This is a genomic window from Azoarcus sp. L1K30, from assembly GCF_018122735.1.
In the GTDB taxonomy this organism is placed as follows: domain Bacteria; phylum Pseudomonadota; class Gammaproteobacteria; order Burkholderiales; family Rhodocyclaceae; genus Parazoarcus.
Window position 1 is genome coordinate 4181098 of sequence record NZ_JAGRRD010000001.1, and the last position, 25512, is coordinate 4206609.

The following is a 25512-nucleotide window of genomic DNA, read 5'->3' on the forward strand; positions in this document are numbered from 1 at the left end:
GTCCGGTGCTGTGCAGTGATGAGCGCCCGGGCCTAAGGGAGAAGAGAGATGAGTCTGAAACCATGGCGTGAGATCGCCGAACCGCATTCCGACGTCCGCTCGGGCAACTTCGTCCAGGCCGAGTTCGCTGCCGATCTGTCGCGCGTGCATGCGGGATCGGCAACCGAGGAGTACCAGGATCCGGTGCTCTTCTTCCAGCGGACCTTCATTACCGAGGGCATGCGTTTGTTGCTGGACTCGGTGGTGAAACGGCTCGCAGGGAAGGGGGGCGACCCGGTCATCCAACTGCAGACCGCCTTCGGTGGTGGCAAGACGCACACCATGCTCGCGGTGTATCACCTGGCCAAGGGGACGACGCCCGCGAGCGATCTGCAGGGCATTGCGCCCATCCTCGACCTTGCCGGCGTTACCGAATTGCCCAAGGCCCGTATCGCCGTGCTCGATGGGGTGGAGCTGCTGGGCATGGCGAGCAAACCGCGCATTCACGCTGGCTGCACGGTACGAACTTTGTGGGGTGAGCTGGCTTGGCAGCTGGGCGGGGAGGCTGCTTACGAGCGCGTGAAGGAAGCTGACCAGACGGGTACGGCCCCGGGCAAGAAGGATCTGGCGGACCTGCTGGCGTCCACTGCACCTTGCGTCATCCTGATGGACGAATTGGTGCGCTACGTGTCGCAGTTCGAGGAGGGCAAAACGCTCTCGGGGGGCACCTACGACACGCAACTCTCTTTTGTGCAGTCGCTCACCGAGGCGCTTAAGGCAGTGCCAACGGCTGTGCTGCTGGCTTCGCTACCGTTTTCCGACCGCGAAGCGGGTAGCCAGCAAGGTGTGAAAGCTCTGCGCGCGCTGGAGCATTACTTCGGTCGGGTGCAGGCCCTGTGGAAGCCGGTGGCGACCGAAGAAGCGTTCGAGATCGTGCGCCGGCGCCTGTTCTCGAACATCAACGACAAGCTGGCGATGGAGTCGGTCTGCCGCGCGTTTGCCGACTACTACATCGCAAACCGTGACGACTTCCCGCAGGAGACGCAGGACAGCAAATACCTCGAGCGCTTGATTCACGCCTACCCGATCCACCCCGAGGTGTTCGACCGTTTGTACGAAGACTGGTCGACGTTGGACAACTTCCAGCGCACCAGAGGCGTCCTGAAGCTGATGGCGAAGGTCATTCACCGCCTGTGGCGCGACGGGAACAATGATCCGCTGATCATGCCGGGTAGCTTGCCGCTGATGGATGCCGACACCCGCAACGAGTCGATCTACTACCTTCCGCAGGGTTGGGATCCGGTGATCGAGCGTGATGTGGATGGCGAGCGTTCGGAAACCTGGGAGATCGAAAGCAAGGACACCCGATTCGGCGCCGTCCAGGCCTGCCGCCGTGCGGCTAGAGCGATTTTCCTGGGGAGCGCGCCGTCTACCTCCAATCAACTGGTGCGCGGGCTGGAGCTGGAACGCGTGCTTCTGGGGGTGGCACAGCCAGGCCAGCAGGTGAGCCTGTTCAAGGACGCGCTGCGCCGCCTGAATGACCGGCTGCACTATCTGAGCCACGCGAACAACCGCTTCTGGCTGGATACCCGACCCAATTTGCGCCGCGAGATGGAAGAGCGCAAACGGCGCTTCCAGGACAAGGAAGACGTCTTCCCGATGATCCGGGATCGCGTGCAACGCAGCTTTGCCAGCGGCGTATTCGGTGGCATTCACATCTTCACCGGCAGCAGCGATGTTCCCGACGACTGGGCGCTGCGTCTGGTGGTGCTGCCGCCCGATGCAGCCTTCACCCGGAGCGGGCAGAGTCTGGCGCTCGATCGTGCGAACGAGATACTCAAGAAGCGTGGCGATCAGCCCCGTTTCAAACAGAACCGACTGATCTTCGTGGCGGCGGACTACGACAGCGTGAGCCGCTTGAAGGACCACGTTCGCTCGTATCTGGCGTGGCGCAGCATCGTTAATGACTACAAGGACAATCGGATCGTTCTCGACAACCTGATGGCGACGCAGGCGCAAGAGACCTTGTCGCAGGCAGACGAGACGGTGAAGCGCATGATCCGGGAGACCTACAAGTGGTTGCTGGCCCCGGTGCAGGAGGCGCGCCCCGGTAAGGGATTGTCGGAGCTGATGTGGGAGCATTTCCCGCTCAACTCGGGCGCACCCAATTGGTCGCAGGAGATGGAGCGGGTACTCAAGGACAATGAGCTGCTCATTACCGAGTGGGCGCCCATCCACCTGGCGAAAGTGCTGAAGGACTGGTTCTGGAAGGATGGCGTTCGAGAAGCTGGTGCGCTGAACGTCTGGCAACAAAGCTGCCAACAACTCTACCTGCCGCGCCTGACCGACGATACGGTGTTCCAACGCACGATGGCTGCAGGGGCGGAGAGCCGCGACTTCTTTGGCTTTGCACAGGGTAAGGACGGCGATCGTTACCTCGGCTTCAGCTATGGCAAGCGTGCCTCGCTGTTCATGGACAGTTCCTTGTTGCTGATTGAGCCGGTGGCCGCTGCTGCCTACCTTGAGGTCGAGCGGGCTGCCGAGGAGGCCGCCCGGCCGAAACCGACGATTGCAGAGGCTCAGGGTGGTTCAAGCGGTACGGGCACCCGCGTTGGTGGGACTACGGCTACCTATGCGAGCGACTCGGCGAGTGGCAGCTATCCGACGGGGACGTCGACTGCCGCCGCTCCAGCGGTCAAGAAGCAGTTCTACGGCAGCATCGACCTCGATCCGATCCTGGCGAAAAAGCAGTTCGCCGATCTGGTGGATGAGGTGGTTCAGCAGTTCACGCTACGCCCGGGTGTGAGGGTGAAGATTGCTGTCGAGATTCAGGCAGAGTCGCCCATCGGGTTTGATGATGGTCTGCAGCGGGCGGTTAAAGAGAACTGCAATGTGCTTCGGTTCAGGAACGCGGAATTTGAAGGTGGGGAATAGTCGGTTGTCGCTTTGAGAAACGCGTAAGGAGTTTTGTGCAACGCAGACATAAAGCGCGTTGCCGAAAATCCTTCGATTTCCGCGTTCTGAACTAAAAGAGTCGTGGGCCTCGGTGCTCGTTCTCGAGAGAGGTCCACGATCCTGCGGTTCTATTCTTTGGAGATATGGCGAAAGCGAATCGTCGATATCAGCTTACACGCGATGAAGCTCAGACCGTTGCTTGCGCGGTTACTCGGAAGATCGCGCCTGCTCGCCTGCAGTCCACGGCATTTCTCGCTCCGCAGCACGGACTATCTGAGAAGGGCGCCGACCGAGCGCCCTAGCGATAGCTTCAAGCGTGTCGATAGCCGGGGCACTTTTACCCCGTTCTATGAGACTGATGAGATTGGTGTGGAGATCGGACAGCTCGGCAAGCTTCTCTTGTGTCAGCCCTCGTCGCGCACGCTCTCTGCGAACCACTCTGCCCAATGCTTCTAGGAGATCCATAGCCGCCCGCGTTCCATCGCGCGAGTCTGTATGGCATCATTCCCGAACTCCACACAAAATTTTGTGTTCTGCAATGCAGAGTCAAAAGCTTCTTTTGAGAACCGACATCCACGATCAACGCGTCCCCGCCTCGACGCGCCGTGGAAGTCGCTATTGGGTACAGGCCGAGCTCTCCGTGGAGATGTTCTTCATCGTGGAGGAGTGCGTTGTGGACGGGCCTGATAGGCCCCCTCAACGCTTCATCGCCGCCGATCTCTCGGAGGCGCACCGCATCCCGGAATTGTACGGGCTCAAGAAAAGCACTCTTCTTGCGTGCGTTCTCGGTCTCGAGGGACAGCGTCGCCTGGAGCAAGTCATTGAGGCTTATGTCGGCGCGGCAAGTGACCAAATCGCAGTGAAGCTGGAATCTGGTGAGGTGATTCTGGCAGCGGGCTCGGCGACTGGACAGGTGCTTAGCAGAGGATCGCCGGTCTTCCTGAAGGAAGAGCAGAGCAACTTCGAGGGCTGATAGTCACTCTCCGACACGATCGTCAGGCGCCATTCCGGACCCGCCTAGACCGCCTCGATTCATCAAGTTCTCCCGGCACCACGACGCGGACCTCGCCGGTCTCCGGCTCAAAGGCCGTGATGCCGCGGAGTCCGACGCCGTGAGGCCGGAAGCCCAAGCCGTCGAACGTGCTGCTGTAGTCGAGATTGTCGTGATGGTGGCCGTGAAAACTCGCTCTTACGCCCAGCGACTGCGCTAGCCGCGTGAGTTCATCGAATCCGTGCGGGTGGCAACCCGGCGCCTCGTGCGTCACGAGGATGTCGGCGCGCTGCGTGGCAAGGCTCTGTAAGGTATCGGGGAAGATCGAACTGGCATGTTTGCGCAGTTGCCCGCTCTTTGTCGTGTTGACCATGGCCGAGACCCTATCCGGGACGGACTCAAGCCTGATCCGATCCATTTTTGACAGCCGGCGTTGCACACCCGGCCGGGCATGCAGGTCGCGGGCGAATCCTTCGTAGTTTCGGAAGTGCAGTTCTTCAGCCGAGACGCTCTTGCTATCCGCCGGAAACCAGATGGCACCACGAAAGATGCCGCCCAAGCCTGCCACGCGAATACCGCAAACCTCGACAACACGGCCATCGATCCGGCGGTGCTGCGAGTTCTGCAGATGTCGCCAGTTGTCCTCGCTATCGGTGTCGTGGTTTCCAACGATCCAGTGCACCGCGACACCAAGAGCTTCGATGGGCGCTACTTCCTGCTCGAAATCGTGCTGTGCCTCGATGTCGCCAAGGAAGATCACCGCGTCGACGCGGCAGCCTCGGGCACGCTCGGCCGCAATGGCCGGCGGAATGTGATCGAAGCGGCCGTGGTTGTCGCCCAGGATGAGGATCATTTGAAGGGTTCCCAGCTGCCGGGCAGCTTACGGCAAGTGAGCACCAGCTCTGGTGCCCACAATAGATGCACGCCGTTCAGAATCAACAAACGGTGGATCGGCGATTCATTGTACTAGCGGCATCTACGATGATCCACGCAATGCCATCAGCGAAGCCGAAGTCGGCGCATTGACTGCAAGGAGGCAGGTGTTTTAGCTTGAACGCGTGGTGCTCGGCCAAAGGAGGCCTTGAGCCTGCGGTCCGATTCGGTTGGCAATGTGGCAATCAGCTGGCCCTCAGGGCCAGTGGGCCTTAAACGACAACTTCGCTATCCGGCCAACTCCTGCTTCAGACCTGTTGCTGTTGTTCGGGTGTCGAGATGACGGCTGTTTAGCACGCAAGCGGCCATATTCTGGCAAACCGTCTCCGAACGCAGCGGGCACTGCGACCCCCGCAGATCACAAGTTGTCGTAACTAATACCCAGATCGAGGAAAACGAGTTTCAGCTCTGCGGTTGTCAGCGGCCATATATCCTTGACCTCGGCCGGCCTCGAAACTGCCATGAGATACGCGAAGAGGATAACGGGCTGCCGGAAAAGATGGTGCGTATCGAAGCGAGATCGAATGCGCTCTGAGATGTAGCCTTTAGACAAAATGAGACTTTCGATCTGCCCTGTCAGATCGGCCGGCATTTGTTCCGCAAATGCATCCAGAACTACTACGTTCGACTTCTCTGTTTCGGGACGTATGCCGATGTGGCGCACGTAGGCCCGGCTCAGCGCATCAATCGCGTCCCGGACGGGCTTCGAGGCCGATTGAAGATCACGCATCACCAGTTCGAAGAAATCATCCGCCGCCTCGATCAGCGCCATGCTTTTTGCAACGGCACGATTGACTTCCGGGGATGCGGCCTTCTTCGGTTTGTAGATGGTATCGTGTGTCAGCTCACTATGCGCGTGCTGCAACAGTGTGCGAATTTGCAGTTCGCAAGCCGTGCCCTTCAGAACCGTCACCGCCCCGAGCCTTATGTCTCGTGACGCGCGCACCACGTAGTGTAGGGACTGGTAAGAAAACTCCAACGGGCGCGCTCGACGCTCTTCCTCGTAATCGCGATCTTTGGACCCTTCCCAATCTTGGTCGTCCAGAATCGCCTGCTCGACGAGGCGTATGTGGCTCGACAGAAGCACTACAAAGCGCATGCCCGCTTTGTCAGTAATTTCAGCGTATGGATCGCCATACTTCTTATCGCGGAAGAGCGCCTTGTCAACGAGTGATTTCGCATCCTTCAAGCGTGGCTGAACCGGCAGTTTCAGGAACTCGCTGATCTTCCCCGGGGGCTCTTGTTGCGCAAGAAGCTCAGTCAAACGCGCGACCAGCCGATCGCGGACGTAGTCGCTCCACGCCTGATATATCGGTCGCTCAGCTTCCCAGAGAGTGCGAATCTCGCTCTCGGTCATTCTTGCTTCCTGATTCTGTCCTTAACGGTGATTCGGGTCCATGTTGGCACTACGCCGTGTCCGTCAGCCTCGCCCTCGATGGCCTCCATTCGGATCATGCTTGCGAATTTGTCGGCCGGCACAATGAGTTTAATGTCGTCCGAAAAGCTTACCTTCCGGTAGCGCAAGGCCGTTGTGACGTCTGACAGGTCCTTGTGAATAGCCGTTGAAGGAAACCCCTTCTGCGCCATGAACTGCTCGTAGGCATCTCTCAATGCCGGATCGTCCAAGTAGCTTTGGGCAAAGACGGACGTTTGAACTGTCGGGCTCTGATCCACTTTCAGGTAGGTCACTAACGCGTTGTGCAAGTCGATCTTCTGTTCCTCCGGGAGGTCGACGCCCTGTATGAAGTCCTTCGTGTAATCGTGAAACTCGCGGGTCCGCCTCGCGCTGGTCTCCGGGAATGCACAGCCGAGGAAGCCTTCATAGAAATACTGTGCTGCGCTCAACTTGTTGGACGCACTGATCTGGTCATCGTAGATGAACGCGCGCCATCCGTTCTCCAGTTCGGCTGCACTCGGATCGCTCTCAACGAAAATCCCGATCTTGTAGAGTTTCGTTTGCGGTGTAAGCAGCAGGTTGGTAAGGAACTGAAGTGAAATCGAGCCGTTCGCGTCTTGCTGCCGGGTGAAGCCGCTGTGTGTCTCCGCCTTGATGAAGCCGACAATGCGTTTTGACGGGTGGCCTGCACTTCCGGTAAAGACGACCAGAATGCCCCCTGGAAGCCCGCGCCTACCTTGTGCCGAGGTCAGTTTGTTGGCCGCAGCAGAAGAGTTCGAGACAAACAGGGCGTCATCCAAATCGACCAGTTGGTCCGCTAGCGCGCATGCGCTCGATGCACCGGCTTCAACGATCGCCATTTCAAGCGCCCGAGAGGCGCGCCCCATGGCATCCATGATGCGGCAGCAAAACGCGTCGATCCCTGTTGGATTGAGCGTCACCAGGCTCGTGCCATAAACCGGCGGTACAATGTTCCGCCCGTTGTCCCGCTCGAATACCTCGTGGGTGATGATGCGCGTGATGCTAAGGTTCTCGAAGATCATATGAGCGCCATCTATTGTAAGAATGTGCATTATGACTTGCGGATTGCGTCAATGCATACTAGACGCGCTACTGGCTGACTGCGCGAGCCCGGGAAGACTCAGCGACCGATAACCTTGAATCTGTTTGCAACTCAGAGCCCTCGTAGTAGCTGTGAATCTTTGGCGAAGGACTCTCTGGTTTCAGGAGTGCAGGTGCGGAATAGCGAAGTGAACGTTGATCGATCTTAGGCAGGGAGGCACGGCAGTGCGTTGATTTGCAGACATTGCCGCCTTGGCACCCCAACGTCTGCAAAGGCGGAACAGATTGCCTCTCGCGACGACGAAGTAGGTAGATTATTTGCCGAAGATGTCTCCGTATCCTTTGACGGTGCGACTTCGCGCGGTTACTGAGCCTACGACCATTTATCGAGTGGTGCGAGGTGTTCCTTCGAAGTGGGAGCTATGGTCGGAGCCTTGCTTTGCGCTGTCGGCGGCTCGATCGGATTTTCGTCACTTTTCTGACTTCGAAAACAAGCGCTTCAGATCGGCGATATGCCTCAACGCTTCGTCGGGCGGAGTCAACTCCAATGACGAAGGAGGTGAGAGCCCAAGCACTTTGGCGATGTTCGATGGGTAGGTGCGACGGCGCCCTGCAAGCGAACAACAGGCTTCTTCAATCGCCTGATGGCCGACTTGACTGATGATCCAATCAAGAACTCGTCGGTCTCTCGCACTCTGCACTAGCACGCCTTCGGGCTGCTGCCCTTCGGCGTGGGGAGGATGCCCTGCTGGGCCTCCTCCCAAAATGCCTTCTGAGTTTTTCATGGCCACTCCCAACCCTAGGAACAGTCTCATCCTGCCATGATTAGTGGGAGTGCTGATACATCAACGAGGGGGAAGTTAATCGAGTCTCCTCGCCTCGGATTCAGATCAATTGGTGCGGTGTGCTGGCGAGGGTGTTCGCCCCTTGTGCTGATGAACTTGCCGTGACTCGCTTGGCAACTTGTTCGTGGGTAGCTGCTTGCCGCTGAACCTCGGTTAAGAGGCTCCGACCCAGAGTCATGTCCATAGAATGGCTACTCTGGGGTGAATGTCCATACCCGCTTACTTTGGGGTGAACAGGAAGTTCAGCACGTCGCCATCCTTGACCACGTAGTCCTTGCCTTCGGCGCGCATTCTGCCTGCCTCCTTGGCGGCTGACTCACCCTTGTAAGTGATGAAGTCGTCGAAGGAAATGGTCTGGGCGCGGATGAAGCCGCGTTCGAAGTCGGTGTGAATGACACCGGCTGCCTGAGGGGCGGTGTCGCCGACGTGGATGGTCCATGCGCGTACCTCTTTCACGCCGGCGGTGAAGTAGGTCTGCAGGCCGAGAAGCTTGTATCCGGCGCGGATCAGGCGATCGAGTCCCGGCTCTTCCAGGCCCATCGACTCAAGGAAATCCTTCTTGTCGGCGTCGTCGAGGTCGGCGATTTCGGCTTCTATCGCCGCGCACAGCGCGACCACTTCAGCGCCTTCAGCAGCGGCGTGGGCGCGTACTGCATCGAGCTGGGGATTGTTTTCGAATCCGTCCTCTGCGACGTTGGCAGCGTAAAGGACGGGTTTCTGCGTGATCAGGCAGAACTGTTTGATCAAGGCCAGCTCTTCCTTGGCCAGGTCGAGCGCGCGCACCGGCTTTGCCTGATCGAGCTGGGCAATACACTTCTCCAGAACCGAAACCAGCGCCTTGGCTTCCTTGTCTCCCGCAGCGGCGGGGCGCTTGTAGCGGTTGAGTGCCTTATCCACCGTGGCCATGTCGGCGAGCGCGAGTTCGGTGTCGATGACCTCGATGTCACGGATCGGGTCGACGCTGCCGGAGACGTGGATCACGTTGTCGTCGGAAAAGCACCGCACGACGTGGACGATGGCGTCGGTTTCGCGGATGTTGGCCAGAAACTGGTTGCCGAGGCCTTCACCCTTGGAGGCACCCGCGACCAGGCCGGCAATGTCGACGAACTCGACGATGGCAGGCTGGACTTTCTGTGGCTTGACGATTTCCGACAGCGCCTGCAGTCGAGGATCGGGCACCTCGACGATGCCGACATTGGGCTCGATGGTGCAGAAGGGATAGTTGGCCGCTTCGATGCCTGCCTTGGTGAGGGCGTTGAACAGGGTCGACTTGCCGACGTTGGGCAGGCCGACGATTCCGCATTTGAGGCTCATAGCTGGGTTTCGTCCTTGGTGTTGTCCGGCGCAACGCGGCTTTCCGCAGCTGGCCTCGGGGCCTTCGGTGACTTGGGGGGTTTGGGCGGTGCGGGGCGGGTGTTCAGGCGCTGGGTTGCCGCCGTCCAATCGCCGCGGGCCAGAACGGGCCAGGCGAGAAGGGCGCGGTCGACAGCCTCGTCGATCAGCGTCTGCTCTTCGCGCCGTGCCGACTTGAGCACGTAATTCACCACCTCATTGCGATCGCCTGGGTGGCCGATACCGATGCGCAGGCGCCAGTAGTCATTGGTATTGAGATGGGCAGAGGTGTCCTTCAGCCCGTTGTGACCGCCGAGTCCGCCGCCAAACTTCAGTCGCAGCTGGCCGGGCGGAACGTCGAGTTCGTCGTGCACCAGCAGGATCTCGGCCGGTTCGATACGGTAGAACCGGGCCAGTGCGCCGATGGCCTGCCCAGAGCGGTTCATGAAGGTCTGTGGCATGAGCAACATGATGCCGGCATCGCGTGCATTGGCGACCAGACCGTGAAAACGGGATTCGTGCGAGAAGCGTACGCCAAGCTGATCAGCGAGCCGCTCACAAAACCAAAACCCGGCGTTGTGCCGGGTTTCGGAATACTCGGTGCCAGGATTGCCGAGACCGACTACAAGACGGGGAGGGCGGTTCGCCGCGGTCGTCATCGTGGTTCGGTCCCGGTTGTCCGGTGAGGCACAGGCCGCAGTTACTCGGCGGCGGCTTCGTCTTCACCTTCGGCAGAGATGCTGCCGCGGGTCTGCTGGGCGCTGGCCACAACCGGGTCGCCTTCACCATGGTGAACCGCAGTGACACCCGCGGGCAGGCTGAGCTGGGAAACGTGGATCGACTGGCCGGTCTCGAGCGCGGACAGGTCTACAGTGACGAATTCCGGCAGGTTCGACGGCAGGCACTCGACGTCGAGTTCGGTCAGCACGTGGGAGATGATGCAGCCGCCGAGCTTGACCGCCGGGCAGTTCTCGCCATTGACGAAATGCAGCGGCACCTTGAGGTGGATCGGCTTGCCGGCGTCAACGCGCTGGAAGTCGATGTGCAGCACTTGCGGCTTGAATGCGTGCCACTGGGTGTCACGCAGCACCACGGTTTCCTTGGCGCCTTCGATATCGATGCTCAGCACGGAAGCGTGGAAGGCTTCTTTCTTGAGCAGGTGGAACAGTTCGTTGTGGTCCAGCAGCACCGGCTGGGCAGCGCTTGCGCCACCGTAGACGATACCCGGCAGTTGACCGGCGCGACGCAGGCGGCGGCTCGCACTCGATCCCTGCAGTTCACGCTTTACAGCCTTGAATTCGATTTGCATTTTACAGCTCCGGTTGATGATCACCCTGCCCGCGACCAGGCAGGGTTGAAAAGCCCGCAGCAGGCTGCGGGCAGAAAGTTATTCCATGAACAGTGAGGACACCGACTCCGCATTGCTGATGCGCAGCATGGTATCGGCCAGCAGCGACGCGACCGAAATTTGCCGGATGCGGTTGCTGGCCTTGGCGTCATCGCGCAAGGGGATGGTGTCCGTCACCACCAGCTCGTCGAGCTCGGAATCGTTGATTCGCGACACCGCCGTGCCGGACAGCACTGCGTGCGTACAGTATGCGAGTACGCGCGTGGCACCGTTTTCCTTGAGCGCGCTGGCCGCCTTGCACAGCGTACCGGCGGTGTCGACGATGTCATCCATGATCACGCAGGTGCGGCCTTCGACCTCACCGATGATGTTCATGACCTCGGATACATTAGCCTTGGGACGACGCTTGTCGATGATCGCCAGGTCGCACTCGAGTCGCTTGGCGAAGGCCCGTGCCCGGACCACGCCACCGACGTCGGGGGAGACGACCATCAGGTTGTCGTACTTCTGCTTGTCCAGATCGGCCAGCAGGACAGGCGCCGCGTAGACGTTGTCTACCGGGATGTCGAAGAAGCCCTGGATCTGGTCGGCATGGAGGTCCATGGTCAGCAGACGTTGCACGCCAACGGCCTGGAGCATGTTGGCCACGACCTTGGCGGTGATGGCCACGCGTGCGGAGCGCGGGCGGCGGTCCTGGCGGGCATAACCGAAGTAGGGAATGGCGGCGGTGATGCGGCCGGCCGACGCGCGCTTGAGTGCATCGACCAGAACCAGCATTTCCATCAGGTTCTCGTTGGTCGGCGCACAGGTCGGTTGCAGGATGAAGACATCCTTGCCGCGCACGTTCTCAAGCAGTTCCACATTGACTTCGCCGTCGGAAAAGCGGCCAACAGTGGCCGAACCGAGGGAAATGCCCAGCCGCCGAACCACGTCTGCTGCGAGCTTGGGGTTGGCGTTGCCAGTGAAGACCATCAGGCTGCCGTAGGGCATGACCGAATCTCCGATGCCGATAGAATGAAAGCGACGTCAAAAACGACTCGGGCAGGCCAGAGGCCTGCCCGTCGTTATATGGCTGGGGAAGAAGGATTCGAACCTTCGAATGCCGGAATCAAAATCCGGTGCCTTGACCAACTTGGCGACTCCCCAATTGAAACCTTTTACACAACGAGGCAATCCAGTGGATGTCTGGCCAGGCTTGACGCCTTCCAGGCTTTCCAGCGTGTCGGGCATTGTTCGACGATGCGCTGAGCCAAGGCTCCCGAATCGATTGCCGCAAACACACAGGCGCCTGAGCCAGTCATCCGCGCCGGTGCAAATTGCGCCAGCCAGTTGATTGCCTCAGCGACTTCCGGGTAACGATTACATGCAACTGCTTGTAGGTCGTTACGGGCAGAGCTCGCTGTGAAGTCCGCTATTTTGATTGGGACTGTATTCCTCGTCAAGTCCTTCGATGAAAAAATTTCTGCGGTCGAGATGCTGACACCGGGCGAGATGACGACATAGACGACGTCGTCGAGTGTGAGTGGCTGGAACAGCTCGCCGACGCCTTCTGCAAACGCGTCACGGCCGAATATGAAGAACGGGACGTCGGCACCGAGCCGGAGGCCGAGGGCCTGCAGGGCGCGACGATCGAGCCCGGTTTCCCACAGATGATTGAGCGCAATCAGCGTAGTGGCAGCGTCGGAACTGCCGCCACCGAGCCCGCCACCCATCGGCAGCACTTTGTGCAAGGTGATGTCGGCGCCGGCACTGCATCCGCTTTCACGTTGCAGCAGGCGTGCGGCTCGGATCACGATGTCGTCCTCTTCGGCGACGCCGGGCAGTACCGACAGGCGCCGGATGCGGCCGTCGTCGCGCACACGGAAATCGAGCGTGTCGCCCCAGTCGAGCATGCGGAATGCGGTTTGCAGCATGTGATAGCCGTCTTCCCGTCGTCCGGTGACGTGGAGAAACAGGTTGAGTTTGGCTGGCGCCAGGCAGCCTTGGAGCTGGCGTGGCGAGCCGGGCAGGGGATGGTTCAGGGCTGGAGCGTCCATTGGTCGATGACGATTTTGATGCGGGCGTCGCCGCGGGATATCTCGATGCGCCGCGGCAGGGCGCCGGCGGTGGTGTCGGCGTATTCGGTGTAGTCAATGCGCCAGCCCTGATCGATCACCAGTGCAGGGCGTCCGTATGGGTCCAGCGTGCGTACCTCCGCGTCGTGGCGCGGCGCCGCCTGTACCCACACCGGAAGCCTTGTCAGCGGAACATCGACGCCGATCAGCGCTGGCAGCAGGCGGTCGGCATGTGAGGCGCGACGGCGGGTGCCGTCCGACAGTACGAGTTCGGCGCCGCCATCGTGGCTGTCAAGGCGGGCGACGATCTGCCCGAGCGGGCTGAAGGCGGTCCACAGATCCGTTGACGGGGTATGTCGCCATTCGATCTGCCCGCTGGCGGCACGTTCGCCGTCGGTGGCGGAGATGCGCCCCTCCAGATCGAAATGCGCATGCGCCTGGCGTGCAACCGCAGCTGTGTTCGCCGCGGACGGAAGCTGTGCGCAGCCGGCTGCCAGAAGTGCGCAAGCGGCCACAGTCAGCGCCGGCAGGCGCAAATGTCGCAGGGCGATGGCGATCACTGCTTGCGTAACCGTGCTGCAGTGGCGCGCAATACGGCGTTGTCAGGATGAGCGGCGATCGCTGCATCGAACAGCCGCTCGGCATCGGCGCGACGATCGAGCTGCCACAGGACTTCACCCATGTGGGCGGCGATTTCCGGGTCGGCGCGCAAGGCGTAGGCGCGCTCGAGGTGCGTCAGCGCCGTGGCGGCGTCACCGCGGCGGAAACGCACCCAGCCCAGGCTATCGAGGATGAAGGCATCGTCCGGCGCGAGTTCGTGCGCGCGGGTGATCAATGCTTCAGCCTCGTCGAGACGCAGGCCGCGGTCGGCCAGCGAATAGCCCAGCGCATTCATGGCATGTGCATGATCCGGTGCGAGCGCGATGACCTTGCGCAAGCGTCCTTCCATGACTTCGAGCCGGTTCAGACGCTCCGCGAGCATGGCGGACTCGTAAAGCAGGTCGGTGTCGTCGGGCGACTTGAGCAGCGCATTGTCGATGACGTCGAAGGCTTCGGCGGTGCGGTCTGCCTCACGCAGCAGCTGGGCTTCGGCGAGCAGCAGGCGGTGAGCGTCGTTCTCGTCGCCCGCTGTCGGCTGCAGCTGCGCGCGCGCCTCGCTGAGGCGCCCTTCGCGCGCAAGGCTTTGCGCACTGCGAATGCGCGCTTCAAGCTTCTTCGGTCCAGGCGCTACCGAGTCGAACCACTTGCGTGCGGCCGCACCATCCTTGCGCTGCTCGGCGATCTGGCCCAGGTGCAAGCGAATGGTATCGGCTTCCGGGTGTCCGCCTTCGAGGGCCTTGATCAGCAGCGGTTCGGCACTGGCTGCATCGTCCAGCTGCAGGGAGAGCAGGGCGACGGCATACAGCAAATCAAGGTCGGTGGGCGCGTCGGCGAGCAGTGCCTGAAACTCTGCACGGGCGACGTCGTAGTGCTTGGCTGCAATCAGGCTGCGCGCATAGCCGAGGCGGATGTTGCGGTTGTCCGGGTGTCTGGCTGCGGCAGCCTGCAGCAGTTGGCTGGCTTCTGCATGTGCGCCGGTCTGCATCAGCAACTGGGCCTTGAACAGCAGACCGGTGTCCCAGTCCTCACGCAGTGCAAGCGCTGCGTTGATGGCGGTCAGGGCCTCCATCGGACTCTCTGCGATGGCGGCTGCCTGGGCGCGGGCGAAATGTGCTTCGGGGTGATCCAGGTAGGGTTCGGTCAGGCGAAACACGATCGACTGTGCGGTGCGTTTGTCCTCCATTCGCGACAGCGCCCGGTTCAGACTCATCAGGTTGGCGTCCAGGCTCGCGGGCGCCAGCGCGAGCGCGCGCGCCAGCTGGATCTGTACGTCTTCGAGGCGCCCGCCATGATTGGCGACGACGCCTGCGAGCAGGCGCTTTGCATCGTCGGAGCCGGGGTCGGCCTCGCTCCAGATGCGGGCGGCTTCGGCTGCAAGATCGGCATTGCGCGCAAACAGCGCGATTTCGGCAGCGCGCTTGGCAATGCGCGGGTCACGGGTGTCGCGTGCGATCTCGATATACAACTGGGAGGAGAGACCGAGCTGGCCGCGGGCGCCGGCAATTTCGGCCAGCAGAAAGCGGTAAAGCGTCTGTGGGGTGAGCTCCTGCGCCGGAAGCGTGCTTGCCGGCGGCATGTCTTCAGCATGGGTGAATGCGCCGGGCGCAAGGCCAAGCAATAGGGCGGTGCCAAGGCGGGCGAGGCGTCGGGCAAACGTGCGGTTCATAAGGTGGTCCGGCTGGTTCCGAGTGCTCGGCTGGGGGCTTTGCGTCGTACTGCCGCAACGCATCGGGCGAGGCGGCGTTGCAGATACAATGTGTTGGAGCGCAACTGATGCATTCCGTTCGCCTCATGGTAGGCACTTTGACCCCGTGCGGGCAAGTTGCCCGTGTGTGAAACCTGTTGCGACGGATCACGATGCCTGAATTGCCTGAAGTCGAAACCACTTGCCGCGGCATCAGGCCTCATGTCGAGGGCCGCGTGCTGACGCGGCTGGTGGTGCGCAACCCGCGTCTGCGTCAGCCCGTGCCGCCAGGCCTGAGCGAGGACGTCGCGGGGCGGGTGTTGGTCACAGTATGGAGACGTGCCAAATATCTGGTGTTCGATTTCGGCCTCGGTAGCGCGATCGTGCATCTGGGCATGTCGGGCAGCATGAGGGTGATCGATCCATGTGAGCCGGCGGGTATTCACGACCATGTCGACTTCGTGTTCGGGGACCGAGCGCTTCGCCTGCGCGATCCGCGTCGTTTTGGTCTGGTTGTGTGGCAGGCCGGGGCAGCGCAGCAGCATCCGCTGCTGGCCTCGCTGGGGCCCGAACCGCTGGACGACGCGTTCGACGGCAGGCATCTTCATTCATTGAGCCGGGGGCTGCGCGCTCCGATCAAGCATGTCCTGATGGACAGTCACCGGGTGGTTGGCGTAGGCAACATCTATGCTTCCGAAAGCCTGTTTCGTGCTCGAATCCATCCTCTGGAGGCGGCGGGACGCATTGGTTTGGCGCGATACGAGCGCCTTGCCGGCGCGGTCAAGGAAACGCTTGTGGCTGCGATCGCGGCCGGCGGCAGTACGTTGCGCGACTTTGTCGGCGGCGACGGGCAGCCGGGCTATTTTCAGCAGCAGTACTTCGTCTACGGGCGTGATGGCGAAGCTTGCCGGGTATGCGCGACGCCGATCCTGCGCGTCGTCAGCGGTCAGCGCGCCACTTTCCTCTGTCCCCACTGCCAGCGTCGTGTGCGCTGAACACGCATTCGATGCGCTTGGAATTGTCTTTCGGGGCCGAATGAATGGAAAGCGAGGGCAATCGGCGCTATGCTCGCGCAATGGGCGGTAGACGTCCAAGCAATTGGAAAAACAGGTGAATCAATCATGACTTTGGCTGAACAGTTTTCTGCTTACAGCCGCTGGCGCGGCGAAACAATGGATGCGGTGAACCGCTTGCGCCAGTGGCTGACGCGCAACGAAGTGGGCGACGCCCAGTCCGACCTGCGCCTCCAGTATCTGATTGACCGCCTGCGCGACGACAAGCTCACCATCGCGTTCGTCGCCGAGTTCTCACGCGGCAAGTCCGAGCTGATCAATGCGATCTTCTTTTCCGACTACGGTGACCGGATCCTGCCGTCGAGTGCGGGACGGACCACCATGTGTCCTACCGAACTGCAATGGACGGCGGGTGACAAGCCGGAATTGCGGTTGCTGCCGATCGCTACCCGGGTGATACAAGCACAGGTCAGCGAGCTTAAGCACCAGCCCGATCAATGGACGGTCGTGCCACTGCAGGCGGGTTCCGCCGCCGAACTGCAATCTGCGCTGACACGGGTCGGGGAGGTTCAGCGGGTGCCGCGCGAAGAGGCGGAGCGCCTTGGGTTCAAGGTCGATCCGAGCGGAGAGGATGGCCTCAAGCCGGGCAGTGACGGGCTGATCGAGATTCCGAGCTGGCGCCATGCGGTGATCCAGTTCCCGCACCCCTTGCTCGAGCAGGGGCTGGTCGTGCTCGATACGCCGGGTCTTAATGCCATTGGTGCCGAGCCAGAGCTGACACTGTCGCTGCTGCCCAATGCGCACGCGGTGTTGTTCATTCTGGCCGCGGACACCGGCGTGACCCAGAGCGACATGGCGGTGTGGCGCGATTACGTCAGCTACGGGCAGCGCCGGCAGAAGGGGCGCCTGGTCGTGCTCAACAAGATCGATGGTCTGTGGGACGGCCTGCGCGACGATGCGCGCATCGAGGCCGAGATTTCGCGCCAGGTCAGGACTGTCGCCGAGACGCTGGACGTCGGCGCCGAGGTGGTCTTCCCTGTGTCTGCGCAGAAAGGACTGGTTGCGCGCATCAACGGTGATGCGCCGCTGCTCGGGCGCAGCCGCCTGCCCGAGCTCGAGCGTGCCCTGACCGAAGACCTGCTGCCGATGAAGCAGGAGATCGTACGTGACAATACGCTCGGCGAAACCCAGGATCTGGTGCGCCAGGTGAGCACCCTGATCGATGCCCGCGTGTTCGGTGTGCGCGAGCAGTTGCAGGAACTGACCGATCTCCGCGGCAAGAATCAGAACGTCATCGAATACATGATGCGCAAGATCCGCATCGAGAAGGAAGAGTTCGAACAGGGGCTGCAGAAATATTACGCGGTGCGCTCGGTGTTCTCGAGCCTGACCAATAACCTGCTCGCCCATCTCGGCCTCGATGCCCTTCGCAACGAGACGCGCCGCACGCGCGAAGCCATGCTCGAATCGAGTTTCAGCCGCGGCCTGCGCGATGCGATGGAAGGTTTCTTCGCCCACCTGCGTGGCAATCTGAGCCAATCGACCGCAGAGATTGCCGAGATCACGCGCATGCTCGACAGCATGTACAAGCGTTTCAGCGTTGAGCACGGGCTGCAACTGACCTCGCCGGAAGCATTTTCGACGCAGCGCTACGAGGCCGAACTCGATCGTCTGGAGCAGGCTTTCAATCGTCAGATCAATACCACGCTGACGCTGGTGACGACCGAAAAGCACACGCTCACGCAAAAATTCTTCGAAACCGTCGCGGTGCAGGCGCGCCGGACCTTCGAGCTGGCCAATCGTGATGTCGAGCAGTGGCTGCGTGCGGTGATGTCGCCGCTGGAAACGCAGGTTCGCGAGTATCAGCTGCAACTCAAGCGCCGTCTCGAAAGCGTCAAGCGCATCCACCAGGCGACCGACACGCTGGAAGACCGGGTGGAAGAACTCAAGCAGGCCGAGGCGGGCATGCTGGCCCTGCTCGAAGAGTTGGCTGTAATCGAGGCGGGCATCCTGCGTGCAGTGGGCGCGGAAGTACCGACCGAGGCCGTGGCGAACACCCGCGCAGCCTGAGGGCGACCGGCGCCGCCCAAAGCGCACAATGGCAAAAGGGCGAGTCGCTGGACTCGCCCTTTTGCTTGTCTGACGGGAGGCGCGTGACGTGTGAGCGGGTCAGGCCTTCGCGGTCAGCTTGACGAATTTCTCCATCAGCTGCTCCTTGGTTTCGGGGTTGTTCGGGTCGAGCGGGATACAGTCGACCGGGCACACCTGCTGACACTGCGGCTCGTCGAAATGGCCCACGCACTCGGTGCACTTGTTGGGGTCGATCTCGTAGATTTCGTCACCCTGGTAAATCGCGCCGTTGGGGCATTCGGGTTCACAGACGTCACAGTTGATGCATTCGTCGGTAATGATCAGAGACATTTTGGGGCTTCCTTGCTATCGCTTTGAATTCAGTTTCTGCTGCAATTGTGCAAATACGCACGGCTGGACGAATTTGCTGACATCCCCGCCCAGACGGGCAATCTCGCGCACCATGGTGGCTGAGATGAACATGTACTCCTCGGCGGGGGTGAGGAATACCGTTTCGACGTCCGGATAGAGCTTGCGGTTCATTCCGGCCATCTGGAATTCGTACTCGAAGTCCGAGACCGCCCGCAGGCCGCGGAGGACGACGCGCGCATTCTGCACGCGGACGAAGTCCATCAGCAATCCGCTGAAGCCCGTTACCCGAACGTTGGGGAACGGGCTCAGCACTTCCTGGGCAATGGCCACGCGTTCGTCGAGGCTGAAGATCGGCCCCTTTCCGGGGCTTGCCGCCACGGCCACGACGACCTCCTCGAACAGCAGGGCCGCCCGCCTCACGATATCCTCGTGACCTCGGGTAAACGGATCGAACGTGCCTGGATACAGCGCCACCGCGTCCTTCATTTCTGCGTTTCCTGCAAGAGATGGAAATGAACCTGCCCGGCCTGACCCTGTTTCACTGTCTGCCATCCGCCCAGGTGCGTCACCGCCGCTTCGGATTCGACGTACAGCCACCCGCCAGGGTGCATGACGTTGTCGATCAGAGGCGCAATGCGCTCGAGCCAGCCCTGTCTGTATGGCGGATCGAGAAACACCACATCGAACTTCCGATGGGTGGATTCGAGGAATTTTACCGCATCGCAGCGAATGATCTCTACCCGCCCAGCGTCAAGGTCTTCTACCGCATGTTTTAGATGCGTGGCCACACGCGGTGCGTATTCGATCATGGTGACCGTGGCTGCGCCGCGCGAAGCGGCTTCGAAACCGAGGATGCCTGAACCGGCGAAGAGATCGAGACAGTGCAGCCCGTCCAGACGCTGGCCCAGCCAGTTGAACAGGGTCTCACGCACGCGGTCCGGTGTTGGACGCAGCCCGGGAGCATTGGGCACCTCGAGCAGGCGGGAGCGCCAGGCGCCGCCCACGATGCGTACACGACTCATCTTGCCGGTTCCGTGGGGTCAGCCGTGGCGCCCGCGTCGCCATCGCCCCCCGCAATCACGGTCACCATGTGGGCGGGGCTGATGCGGCGGGCAAACGCATCACGCACCTGGTCGACGGTGACGGCTGCGACAGCCTGCGGATAGCGATCCAGCCAGTCGAGCGGAAGGCGGTAGAAACCGATCATCGCGACATAATCGAGGATCTTGCGATTGGAGTCCAGGCGCAGGCCGAAACCGTTGACCAGATTGTCCTTGGCCGCTTGCAGTTCGCGCATGCTCGGGCCCTCGGCAATGAAGGCGGCCAGGGTGTCGTTGACCACCTTGAGCGCTTCGGCGCTCTGGCTGCCGCGGGTCTGCAGCCCGATTTCGAACGGACCGGCCACTTTCTGCGGAGCGAAGTAACTGTAGACGCTGTAAGCAAAGCCGCGTTTCTCGCGCACTTCACGCGTCAGGCGTGACACAAAACCACCGCCGCCCAGCAGATAGTTGCCGACCAGCAGCGGGAAGTAATCGGCATCCTCACGCGCCATGCCCGGTTGCCCGATCAGGATGTGCGCCTGCGCCGAGGGGTGGGGGATGTGCACGGTCTGCGCCGTGGGCAGTGCCGGCGCCGTCAGGTGCGGCAGATCCACGCCTTGAGGCAGTTGTGAGGTAAGCCGGACCGCGATCCTTTCGGCGTCTGCGCGATCGATGTCGCCGACGATGCTGACCGATGCATGGCTGGCCGCATAGTAGTCGCGATGGAAAGTGACGAGGTCCTCGCGCGTGATCGACGCCAAGGTGTCGGCAGTGGTGTTCCTGCCATAGGGGTGGCCGGAATACACGATTTCATTGAAGCGGCGCGACGCCAGCCTGTCGGGCTTGGTCAGCGCCTCGCGCAGGCCGGCGATCGCGCGTTCGCGTTCGCGATCGAGGACCGCTTGGGGAAAGGTCGGTGCCGACAGCAGCGTCGCGGCAAGGTCGACGGCCGCGTCGAGCTCTGTCGCGGACGACAGGCTGCGAATCGACAGGTTACTGCGGTCATTGTCGGTGCTGCCCCCGATCTGGGCGCCGATATCGGCCGTGCGGTCGGAGATGGCCTGTTCGTCCATTGTACCGGCGCCGGCATCGAGGAGCCCGCGGGTCAGTGCGGCCAGCCCCGTCTTGTCCCCGGGTTCAACCGCACTGCCTGCGGTGAAGTCGATCTGGATGTCGACCAGGGGCAGCGCCCGACTTTCAACAAATTGCACGCGCGCGCCGGTGCTGGCCGTCCATTGCTCGATATGCGGGCCGGCATGGGCCGCGATGCTGAGCATGAAAAGTCCCGCCGCCAGCGCGAACTTGGGGGGAAGGTGCGTGCTGCCTGCACACGTATAGAGGTTTGCCGTCATGGGATTCGGTGGTGTCCTGGAGGTCGGCGCATCGATGCGGATGTGGGCTTCGGTATCGTGCAGCTCAGTGGCGTAGGTTCGCCGCTGCGGCGCGCGGACGCTTCTCGCCCAATGGTTGTGGATCGAGGCGCGCGATCGTAAGGGTCGTGTCGCCGAAATAACGTTGCGCCACGGACTGCACCTCGGCGGCGGTGACCTTGCGCAATCCTTCGAGGAGGAGGTCGTCGTCCCGCCACGACAGGCCACTGGCTTCCAGGTAGCCGATCTCCATGGCTTGCCCCATCAGCGAGTCGCGCTTGTAGACCTTGCTGGCGAGGGCCTGGGTCTTGACCCGGCTCAGCTCGGCTTCGCTCACGCCTTCGTCGCGAATGCGCTGCAGCTCGGCGCGCAGTGCCGCTTCCAGTTCATCCACGCTGTGGCCGGCTGCCGGTACGCCATCGAGATAGAAGAGCGAGGGGCCGCGCCCCGTGCTGTCGTAGCCGGCGCCAGCCGACAGCGCAACGTGCCGATCGCGGACCAGCCGGCTGTTGAGGCGGGCGCCATCATAGCCGTCGAGAATCGCCGCCAGCACCTGGAGGGCATAGACGTCGCGGTCGGCGGCGGGTTGCCTGAGCGCGGGCACCTGCCAGGCCAGCGACAAATAGGGTAGTTCGGCCGGCGCCTTGACCACGGTACTGCGCGGGCCGCGCTGTTCCGGTTCGGCGCTGATCCGGCGTGCCGGGAGCGGGCTCGACTTGAGTTTGCCATAGTGCTCTGCCGCCATGCGGAAAACGGCCTCGTGGTCGACGTCGCCGACGACGACCAGATAGGCGTTCCCGGGGGTGTACCAGTGTCGATACCATGCACGTGCGTCGTCTGCCCTCATCGCGTCGAGGTCCGGCATCCAGCCGATGACCGGTCGTCGGTATGGGTGCGCCTGAAACGCGGTCGCCATCAATTGTTCATAGACCAGTGCGCGGGGCTGATCATCGGTGCGCAGTCGGCGCTCCTCCTTGACCACCGCAAGCTCGCGCGCGAACGCATCTTCGGTGATGACCAGGTTGTGCATGCGGTCGGCCTCCAGCGCCATCATCGCCCCCAGTCGGGACGGCGGAACCTGCTGGAAGTAGGCGGTGTAGTCCTTGCTTGTGAAGGCATTGTCGCGCCCGCCCACCGCGGCGACGCGCTTGTTGAATTCGCCTGCCGGGAGCGACTTGGTACCCTTGAACATCATGTGTTCGAGCACATGCGCGACCCCCGACACCCCTTCCGGTTCGTCCATGGAGCCGGTGCGGTACCACACCATATGCACCACCGACGGTGCCCGGCGGTCTTCCTTGACGATCACCTTCATGCCGTTGCCCAGCGTGGTTTCGAAGGGGTTGGCGTGCACTGCCGTACCGAGCAGCGCGATGCTGCCGACCATCAACGAGCGGATCAGTGTCTGGTGAAACATGGTGATGTCCTGCATCTGATAGAATTCGGGGCGCCATGCTCGCTTCGGCACTAGCCGGAACGGCGCGGAGCCGCATCTTAGCGCTATCCGGATTGCTGTGCCCGCGCAGTGCGATGGCGTCCATCCGAACGACCCCTCTGACCCGAGCGCCCATGTTTGGTTTCTTCAAGAAGTCCGGCAAGTCTGAAAAGCCTGTTGAACAGCAGCCCGTTGCCGATGCGCCCAGCCCCGCCGCTGACAAATCCGTCTCCCGCGGATCCGTTTCACCCGCAGCCGATGTGAGCGCGGACGGGCCTTCTGCCGCGCCGGTTCGAGCCGACGTTTCGCCCGACGCCGATGCAGCGCCAGCGCTGCCGGTGTCGCCGGCAAGGGAAAATGCATCGCCGCCACCGAGGCCGTCGTGGTCCGAGCGCCTGAAGGCCGGGCTTGCCCGCACCCGCCAGCAGTTTGGTGGTGGGTTGGCAAGCCTGTTTGGGCGCCGCAAGATCGACGAGGACCTGCTCGAGGAGCTTGAATCGACGCTGCTGATGGCCGATTGCGGTGTCGACGCGACCCAGCATCTGCTCACCGAGTTGCGCCTGCGCTGGAAGCGCGACAAACTCGAAACCGCCGACCAACTGCAGCAGGCCCTCGCGGAAGGGCTGCTCAGGATCATCGCACCGCTCGAACAGTCGCTGGACGTCACCGGTCACAAGCCCTACATCATCATGATCGCGGGGGTGAATGGTTCGGGCAAGACTACGTCGATCGGCAAGCTGGCGAAGTATTTCCAGCTCCAGGGCAAGAGCGTGCTGCTCGCTGCCGGCGATACCTTTCGTGCCGCGGCGCGCGAGCAACTGCTGACCTGGGGCGAGCGCAACAACGTGACCGTGATTGCGCAGGATGGCGGCGATGCGGCTGCGGTCATCTTCGATGCCATCAACGCAGCGCGCGCACGCGGCATCGACATCGTGCTGGCCGACACGGCCGGGCGCCTGCCGACCCAGTTGCACCTGATGGATGAGATTTCCAAGGTGCGTCGTGTCGTGGCCAAGGCCGACCCCACCGGGCCACATGAAGTTGTGCTGGTGCTCGATGCCAATATCGGCCAGAACGCACTGGCGCAGGTCAAGGCTTTCGATGCCGCCATCGGCGTCACCGGCCTCGTGGTCACCAAGCTCGATGGCACCGCCAAGGGCGGGGTCATCGCCGCGATTGCGCGACAGTGTCCCAAGCCCCTGCGCTTCATCGGCGTTGGAGAGGGGATTGACGACCTCCAGCCATTCAGAGCACGGGAGTTTGTCGACGCACTGTTCGAACCCGTGGCGGGGGCACATGCGGCGGGTAAGGGCGGCAACGCATGATCGTGTTCGAGGATGTGGCCAAACGCTATGCGGGCGGCTATACGGCACTGGCCGGTGTCAGCTTCGAGATCCGCCATGGCGAGCTGGTGGTCTTGTCGGGACACTCCGGTGCGGGCAAGAGCACGTTGCTGAAACTGATTCCGGCCATCGAGCGGCCCAGTGCGGGAGCGGTGAGAATCAATGGCGAAGACGTCTCCCGCCTTCCCCGGCGGGCCATTCCCTACCTGCGGCGCAATCTCGGGCTCGTGTTGCAGGAGAGCCGCCTGCTGTTCGATCGCTCGGTGTTCGACAACGTCATGTTGCCACTGGCCATTACCGGTCACCCGCCTGGCGATGCCGCCCGGCGCGTGGCGGCCGCGCTCGAGCGGGTTGGCCTGGAGGGGCGCGGCAAGGAAATGCCTGCCGGTCTGTCGGGGGGGGAGCAGCAAAGGGTGGCCATTGCACGCGCCATCGTCAATCGACCATCGGTGTTGCTCGCTGACGAGCCTACTGCCCACCTTGATCCCGCCTCGGCTGCAGGTATTGCGAACCTGTTCAAGTCTTTCAATGGTGCAGGTGTCACCGTGCTCGTGTCTACGCACGATGCAAGCCTGTTCGCAACCTCCGCTCCGCGGCGGCTGACGCTGGTCAAGGGCCTGTTGTCGGAGGACGCATGAGCAACTGGCTCTACCTGCATTTGCGCGCAATTGCCCAGGCGTCGGGTCGCCTGGCCCGCCAGCCGCTCGGTACCTTGCTGTCGGCGTTGGTGATGGGGATCGCGCTGTCGTTGCCGGCGGGCGGCTACCTGTTGCTCGACAACGTCGCATCGATGGCACGTGGGGTATCGGGGACGCCGGAGATCAGCGTCTTCATGGACGCCGCCGCGGCGGCCGAGGACGCGGCCGCCATCGAAAAGCGCCTGCGTGCGGACCCGCAACTGGCAAGCTTTCGCTTTGTACCGCGTGACGAGGCGCTGAAACAGTTGGCCGCCGGCGGGCTGGGAGACGTTCTCGGTGGCCTCGAGTCGAATCCGCTGCCCGATGCCTTCGTCGTGACGCTGCGCACGGGCGACCCCGAGGTGTTCGACACGCTCGCGGCGCAGATGAGGGCATGGCCCAAGGTGGCGCATGTTCAGCTCGACTCGGGCTGGGTCAAGCGTCTTCATGCGCTCTTGGCGCTGGGGCGTTCCGCCGTGGTCATGCTAGCGGCACTGCTGGGATTTGCGTTGGTGATCGTCACCTTCAATACCATTCGCCTGCAGATCATGACCCAGCGCAATGAGATCGAAGTAAGCCGTCTGCTCGGTGCAACCGACCCCTTCATCCGCCGTCCTTTCTACTGGTTTGGCAGCCTGCAGGGCATGCTGGGCGGACTGGTGGCGCTCGGCGCGGTGTGGCTCGGGGTCATGGGGCTGTCCGCACCGGTGGCTGCGCTGGCTGAAACCTATGGTGCGGTGTTTGCGTTGAGTGGACCGCAGTGGCCGGAGTCGGTAGCGATCGTGCTCTTTGCCGCGTTTCTGGGTTGGCTGGGCGCGGAGATTTCTGTCCGGCGCCATCTTGCGGGGACTTGAAATCTACACGGGGTTGTCACCATATGCGTGAATGATGCGAGTCGGGTGTGGTGCTGCCTGGTCGAATCATAGTTCTTTCCAATCGACGGCATCCTGATAATCAATTAGATCAATTCAGGCGTCGGTCTTACACTGCAGCCATCGAGTTTTCGTCACGTT

The 25512-nt window shown here is 62.0% G+C and carries 23 protein-coding genes and 1 tRNA gene; 7 read left to right on the top strand and 17 right to left on the bottom strand.

Annotated elements, in window-relative coordinates; all coding sequences use genetic code 11:
• The first annotated feature begins 48 nt into the window (after positions 1-48).
• Both J5J83_RS19190 and J5J83_RS19200 read left to right on the top strand, forming a co-directional pair.
• Entirely contained in the window at positions 49-2913 is a 2865-nt protein-coding gene (locus J5J83_RS19190) for a DUF499 domain-containing protein (protein WP_212351537.1), read from the top strand.
• A 559-nt stretch (positions 2914-3472) separates the two neighbouring features.
• A complete protein-coding gene (locus tag J5J83_RS19200; RefSeq protein ID WP_212351539.1) occupies positions 3473-3907 on the top strand; it encodes a hypothetical protein in 435 nt (144 codons plus the stop codon).
• Positions 3908-3929: 22 nt separating this feature from the next.
• On the opposite strand, the gene J5J83_RS19205 is transcribed toward J5J83_RS19200, so the two are convergent.
• The 12 genes from J5J83_RS19205 to J5J83_RS19260 all read right to left on the bottom strand — a co-directional run bounded on the left by J5J83_RS19205 (position 3930) and on the right by J5J83_RS19260 (position 15161).
• Positions 3930-4778 carry a metallophosphoesterase family protein gene (locus J5J83_RS19205; RefSeq protein WP_212351540.1) on the bottom strand — a complete coding sequence of 283 codons (849 nt, stop codon included), beginning with the start codon at positions 4776-4778 and terminating at the stop codon, positions 3930-3932.
• A gap of 438 nt (positions 4779-5216) precedes the next feature.
• Positions 5217-6215, bottom strand: a complete 999-nt coding sequence (locus J5J83_RS19210) for a RelA/SpoT domain-containing protein (RefSeq protein ID WP_212351541.1) — start codon at positions 6213-6215, stop codon at positions 5217-5219.
• Positions 6212-7297, bottom strand: a complete 1086-nt coding sequence (locus J5J83_RS19215; RefSeq protein WP_212351542.1) for a nucleoid-associated protein — start codon at positions 7295-7297, stop codon at positions 6212-6214. Before J5J83_RS19215 ends, J5J83_RS19210 begins: the two co-directional genes overlap by 4 nt.
• A 489-nt stretch (positions 7298-7786) precedes the next feature.
• On the bottom strand, positions 7787-8101 hold the full coding sequence (locus tag J5J83_RS19220) for a cryptic plasmid protein A (RefSeq protein ID WP_212351543.1): 315 nt from the start codon (positions 8099-8101) through the stop codon (positions 7787-7789).
• A 279-nt stretch (positions 8102-8380) separates the two neighbouring features.
• Positions 8381-9475, bottom strand: a complete 1095-nt coding sequence (gene ychF / locus J5J83_RS19225) for a redox-regulated ATPase YchF (RefSeq protein ID WP_212351544.1) — start codon at positions 9473-9475, stop codon at positions 8381-8383.
• Positions 9472-10152, bottom strand: coding sequence for an aminoacyl-tRNA hydrolase (pth, locus tag J5J83_RS19230; RefSeq protein ID WP_212351545.1), 681 nt, complete (start codon positions 10150-10152; stop codon positions 9472-9474). Before pth ends, ychF begins: the two co-directional genes overlap by 4 nt.
• 41 nt (positions 10153-10193) lie before the next feature.
• Positions 10194-10802 carry a 50S ribosomal protein L25/general stress protein Ctc gene (locus J5J83_RS19235; RefSeq protein ID WP_212351546.1) on the bottom strand — a complete coding sequence of 203 codons (609 nt, stop codon included), beginning with the start codon at positions 10800-10802 and terminating at the stop codon, positions 10194-10196.
• 78 nt (positions 10803-10880) lie between these two features.
• A complete protein-coding gene (locus J5J83_RS19240; protein ID WP_212351547.1) occupies positions 10881-11831 on the bottom strand; it encodes a ribose-phosphate pyrophosphokinase in 951 nt (316 codons plus the stop codon).
• Positions 11832-11910: 79 nt separating this feature from the next.
• Positions 11911-11987: transfer RNA gene (locus tag J5J83_RS19245), tRNA-Gln, on the bottom strand.
• Between the two features lie 11 nt (positions 11988-11998).
• Positions 11999-12877 (bottom strand): 4-(cytidine 5'-diphospho)-2-C-methyl-D-erythritol kinase, encoded by an 879-nt coding sequence (ispE, locus tag J5J83_RS19250; RefSeq protein WP_212351548.1) that lies wholly within the window; start codon positions 12875-12877, stop codon positions 11999-12001.
• Positions 12859-13455, bottom strand: a complete 597-nt coding sequence (lolB, locus tag J5J83_RS19255) for a lipoprotein insertase outer membrane protein LolB (protein ID WP_349251923.1) — start codon at positions 13453-13455, stop codon at positions 12859-12861. The genes ispE and lolB overlap by 19 nt, the downstream gene beginning before the upstream one ends.
• Complete coding sequence (locus tag J5J83_RS19260; RefSeq protein ID WP_212351549.1) at positions 13452-15161, bottom strand: tetratricopeptide repeat protein; 1710 nt, start codon at positions 15159-15161, stop codon at positions 13452-13454. Before J5J83_RS19260 ends, lolB begins: the two co-directional genes overlap by 4 nt.
• 191 nt (positions 15162-15352) lie before the next feature.
• On the opposite strand from J5J83_RS19260, the gene mutM reads away from it, so the two are divergent.
• Complete coding sequence (gene mutM / locus J5J83_RS19265; RefSeq protein WP_212351550.1) at positions 15353-16174, top strand: bifunctional DNA-formamidopyrimidine glycosylase/DNA-(apurinic or apyrimidinic site) lyase; 822 nt, start codon at positions 15353-15355, stop codon at positions 16172-16174.
• 126 nt (positions 16175-16300) lie between these two features.
• Complete coding sequence (locus tag J5J83_RS19270) at positions 16301-18262, top strand: dynamin family protein (RefSeq protein ID WP_249115789.1); 1962 nt, start codon at positions 16301-16303, stop codon at positions 18260-18262.
• A 99-nt stretch (positions 18263-18361) separates the two neighbouring features.
• Here J5J83_RS19270 and J5J83_RS19275 read toward each other — a convergent pair whose 3' ends face one another.
• The 5 genes from J5J83_RS19275 to J5J83_RS19295 form a co-directional block, all read right to left on the bottom strand.
• Positions 18362-18613 carry a YfhL family 4Fe-4S dicluster ferredoxin gene (locus tag J5J83_RS19275; protein WP_212351551.1) on the bottom strand — a complete coding sequence of 84 codons (252 nt, stop codon included), beginning with the start codon at positions 18611-18613 and terminating at the stop codon, positions 18362-18364.
• Positions 18614-18628: 15 nt separating this feature from the next.
• Entirely contained in the window at positions 18629-19120 is a 492-nt protein-coding gene (gene coaD, locus J5J83_RS19280; RefSeq protein WP_212351552.1) for a pantetheine-phosphate adenylyltransferase, read from the bottom strand.
• A complete protein-coding gene (gene rsmD / locus J5J83_RS19285; RefSeq protein WP_212351553.1) occupies positions 19117-19656 on the bottom strand; it encodes a 16S rRNA (guanine(966)-N(2))-methyltransferase RsmD in 540 nt (179 codons plus the stop codon). Before rsmD ends, coaD begins: the two co-directional genes overlap by 4 nt.
• The gene (locus J5J83_RS19290; protein WP_249115790.1) at positions 19653-20951 is read right to left on the bottom strand and encodes a pitrilysin family protein; all 1299 of its coding nucleotides are present in this window, start codon (positions 20949-20951) and stop codon (positions 19653-19655) included. Before J5J83_RS19290 ends, rsmD begins: the two co-directional genes overlap by 4 nt.
• Positions 20952-21090: 139 nt before the next feature.
• Positions 21091-22461 (bottom strand): pitrilysin family protein, encoded by a 1371-nt coding sequence (locus J5J83_RS19295; RefSeq protein ID WP_212351555.1) that lies wholly within the window; start codon positions 22459-22461, stop codon positions 21091-21093.
• A gap of 152 nt (positions 22462-22613) precedes the next feature.
• Between J5J83_RS19295 and ftsY the strand changes: the two genes are divergently transcribed.
• From ftsY to ftsX, 3 genes are read left to right on the top strand one after another with little or no spacing between them, the layout of a single operon-like run.
• The gene (gene ftsY / locus J5J83_RS19300) at positions 22614-23804 is read left to right on the top strand and encodes a signal recognition particle-docking protein FtsY (RefSeq protein ID WP_212351556.1); all 1191 of its coding nucleotides are present in this window, start codon (positions 22614-22616) and stop codon (positions 23802-23804) included.
• A complete protein-coding gene (locus J5J83_RS19305) occupies positions 23801-24460 on the top strand; it encodes an ATP-binding cassette domain-containing protein (RefSeq protein ID WP_212351557.1) in 660 nt (219 codons plus the stop codon). The genes ftsY and J5J83_RS19305 overlap by 4 nt, the downstream gene beginning before the upstream one ends.
• The gene (gene ftsX, locus J5J83_RS19310; RefSeq protein WP_212351558.1) at positions 24457-25353 is read left to right on the top strand and encodes a permease-like cell division protein FtsX; all 897 of its coding nucleotides are present in this window, start codon (positions 24457-24459) and stop codon (positions 25351-25353) included. Before J5J83_RS19305 ends, ftsX begins: the two co-directional genes overlap by 4 nt.
• The last annotated feature ends 159 nt before the right edge of the window (positions 25354-25512 follow it).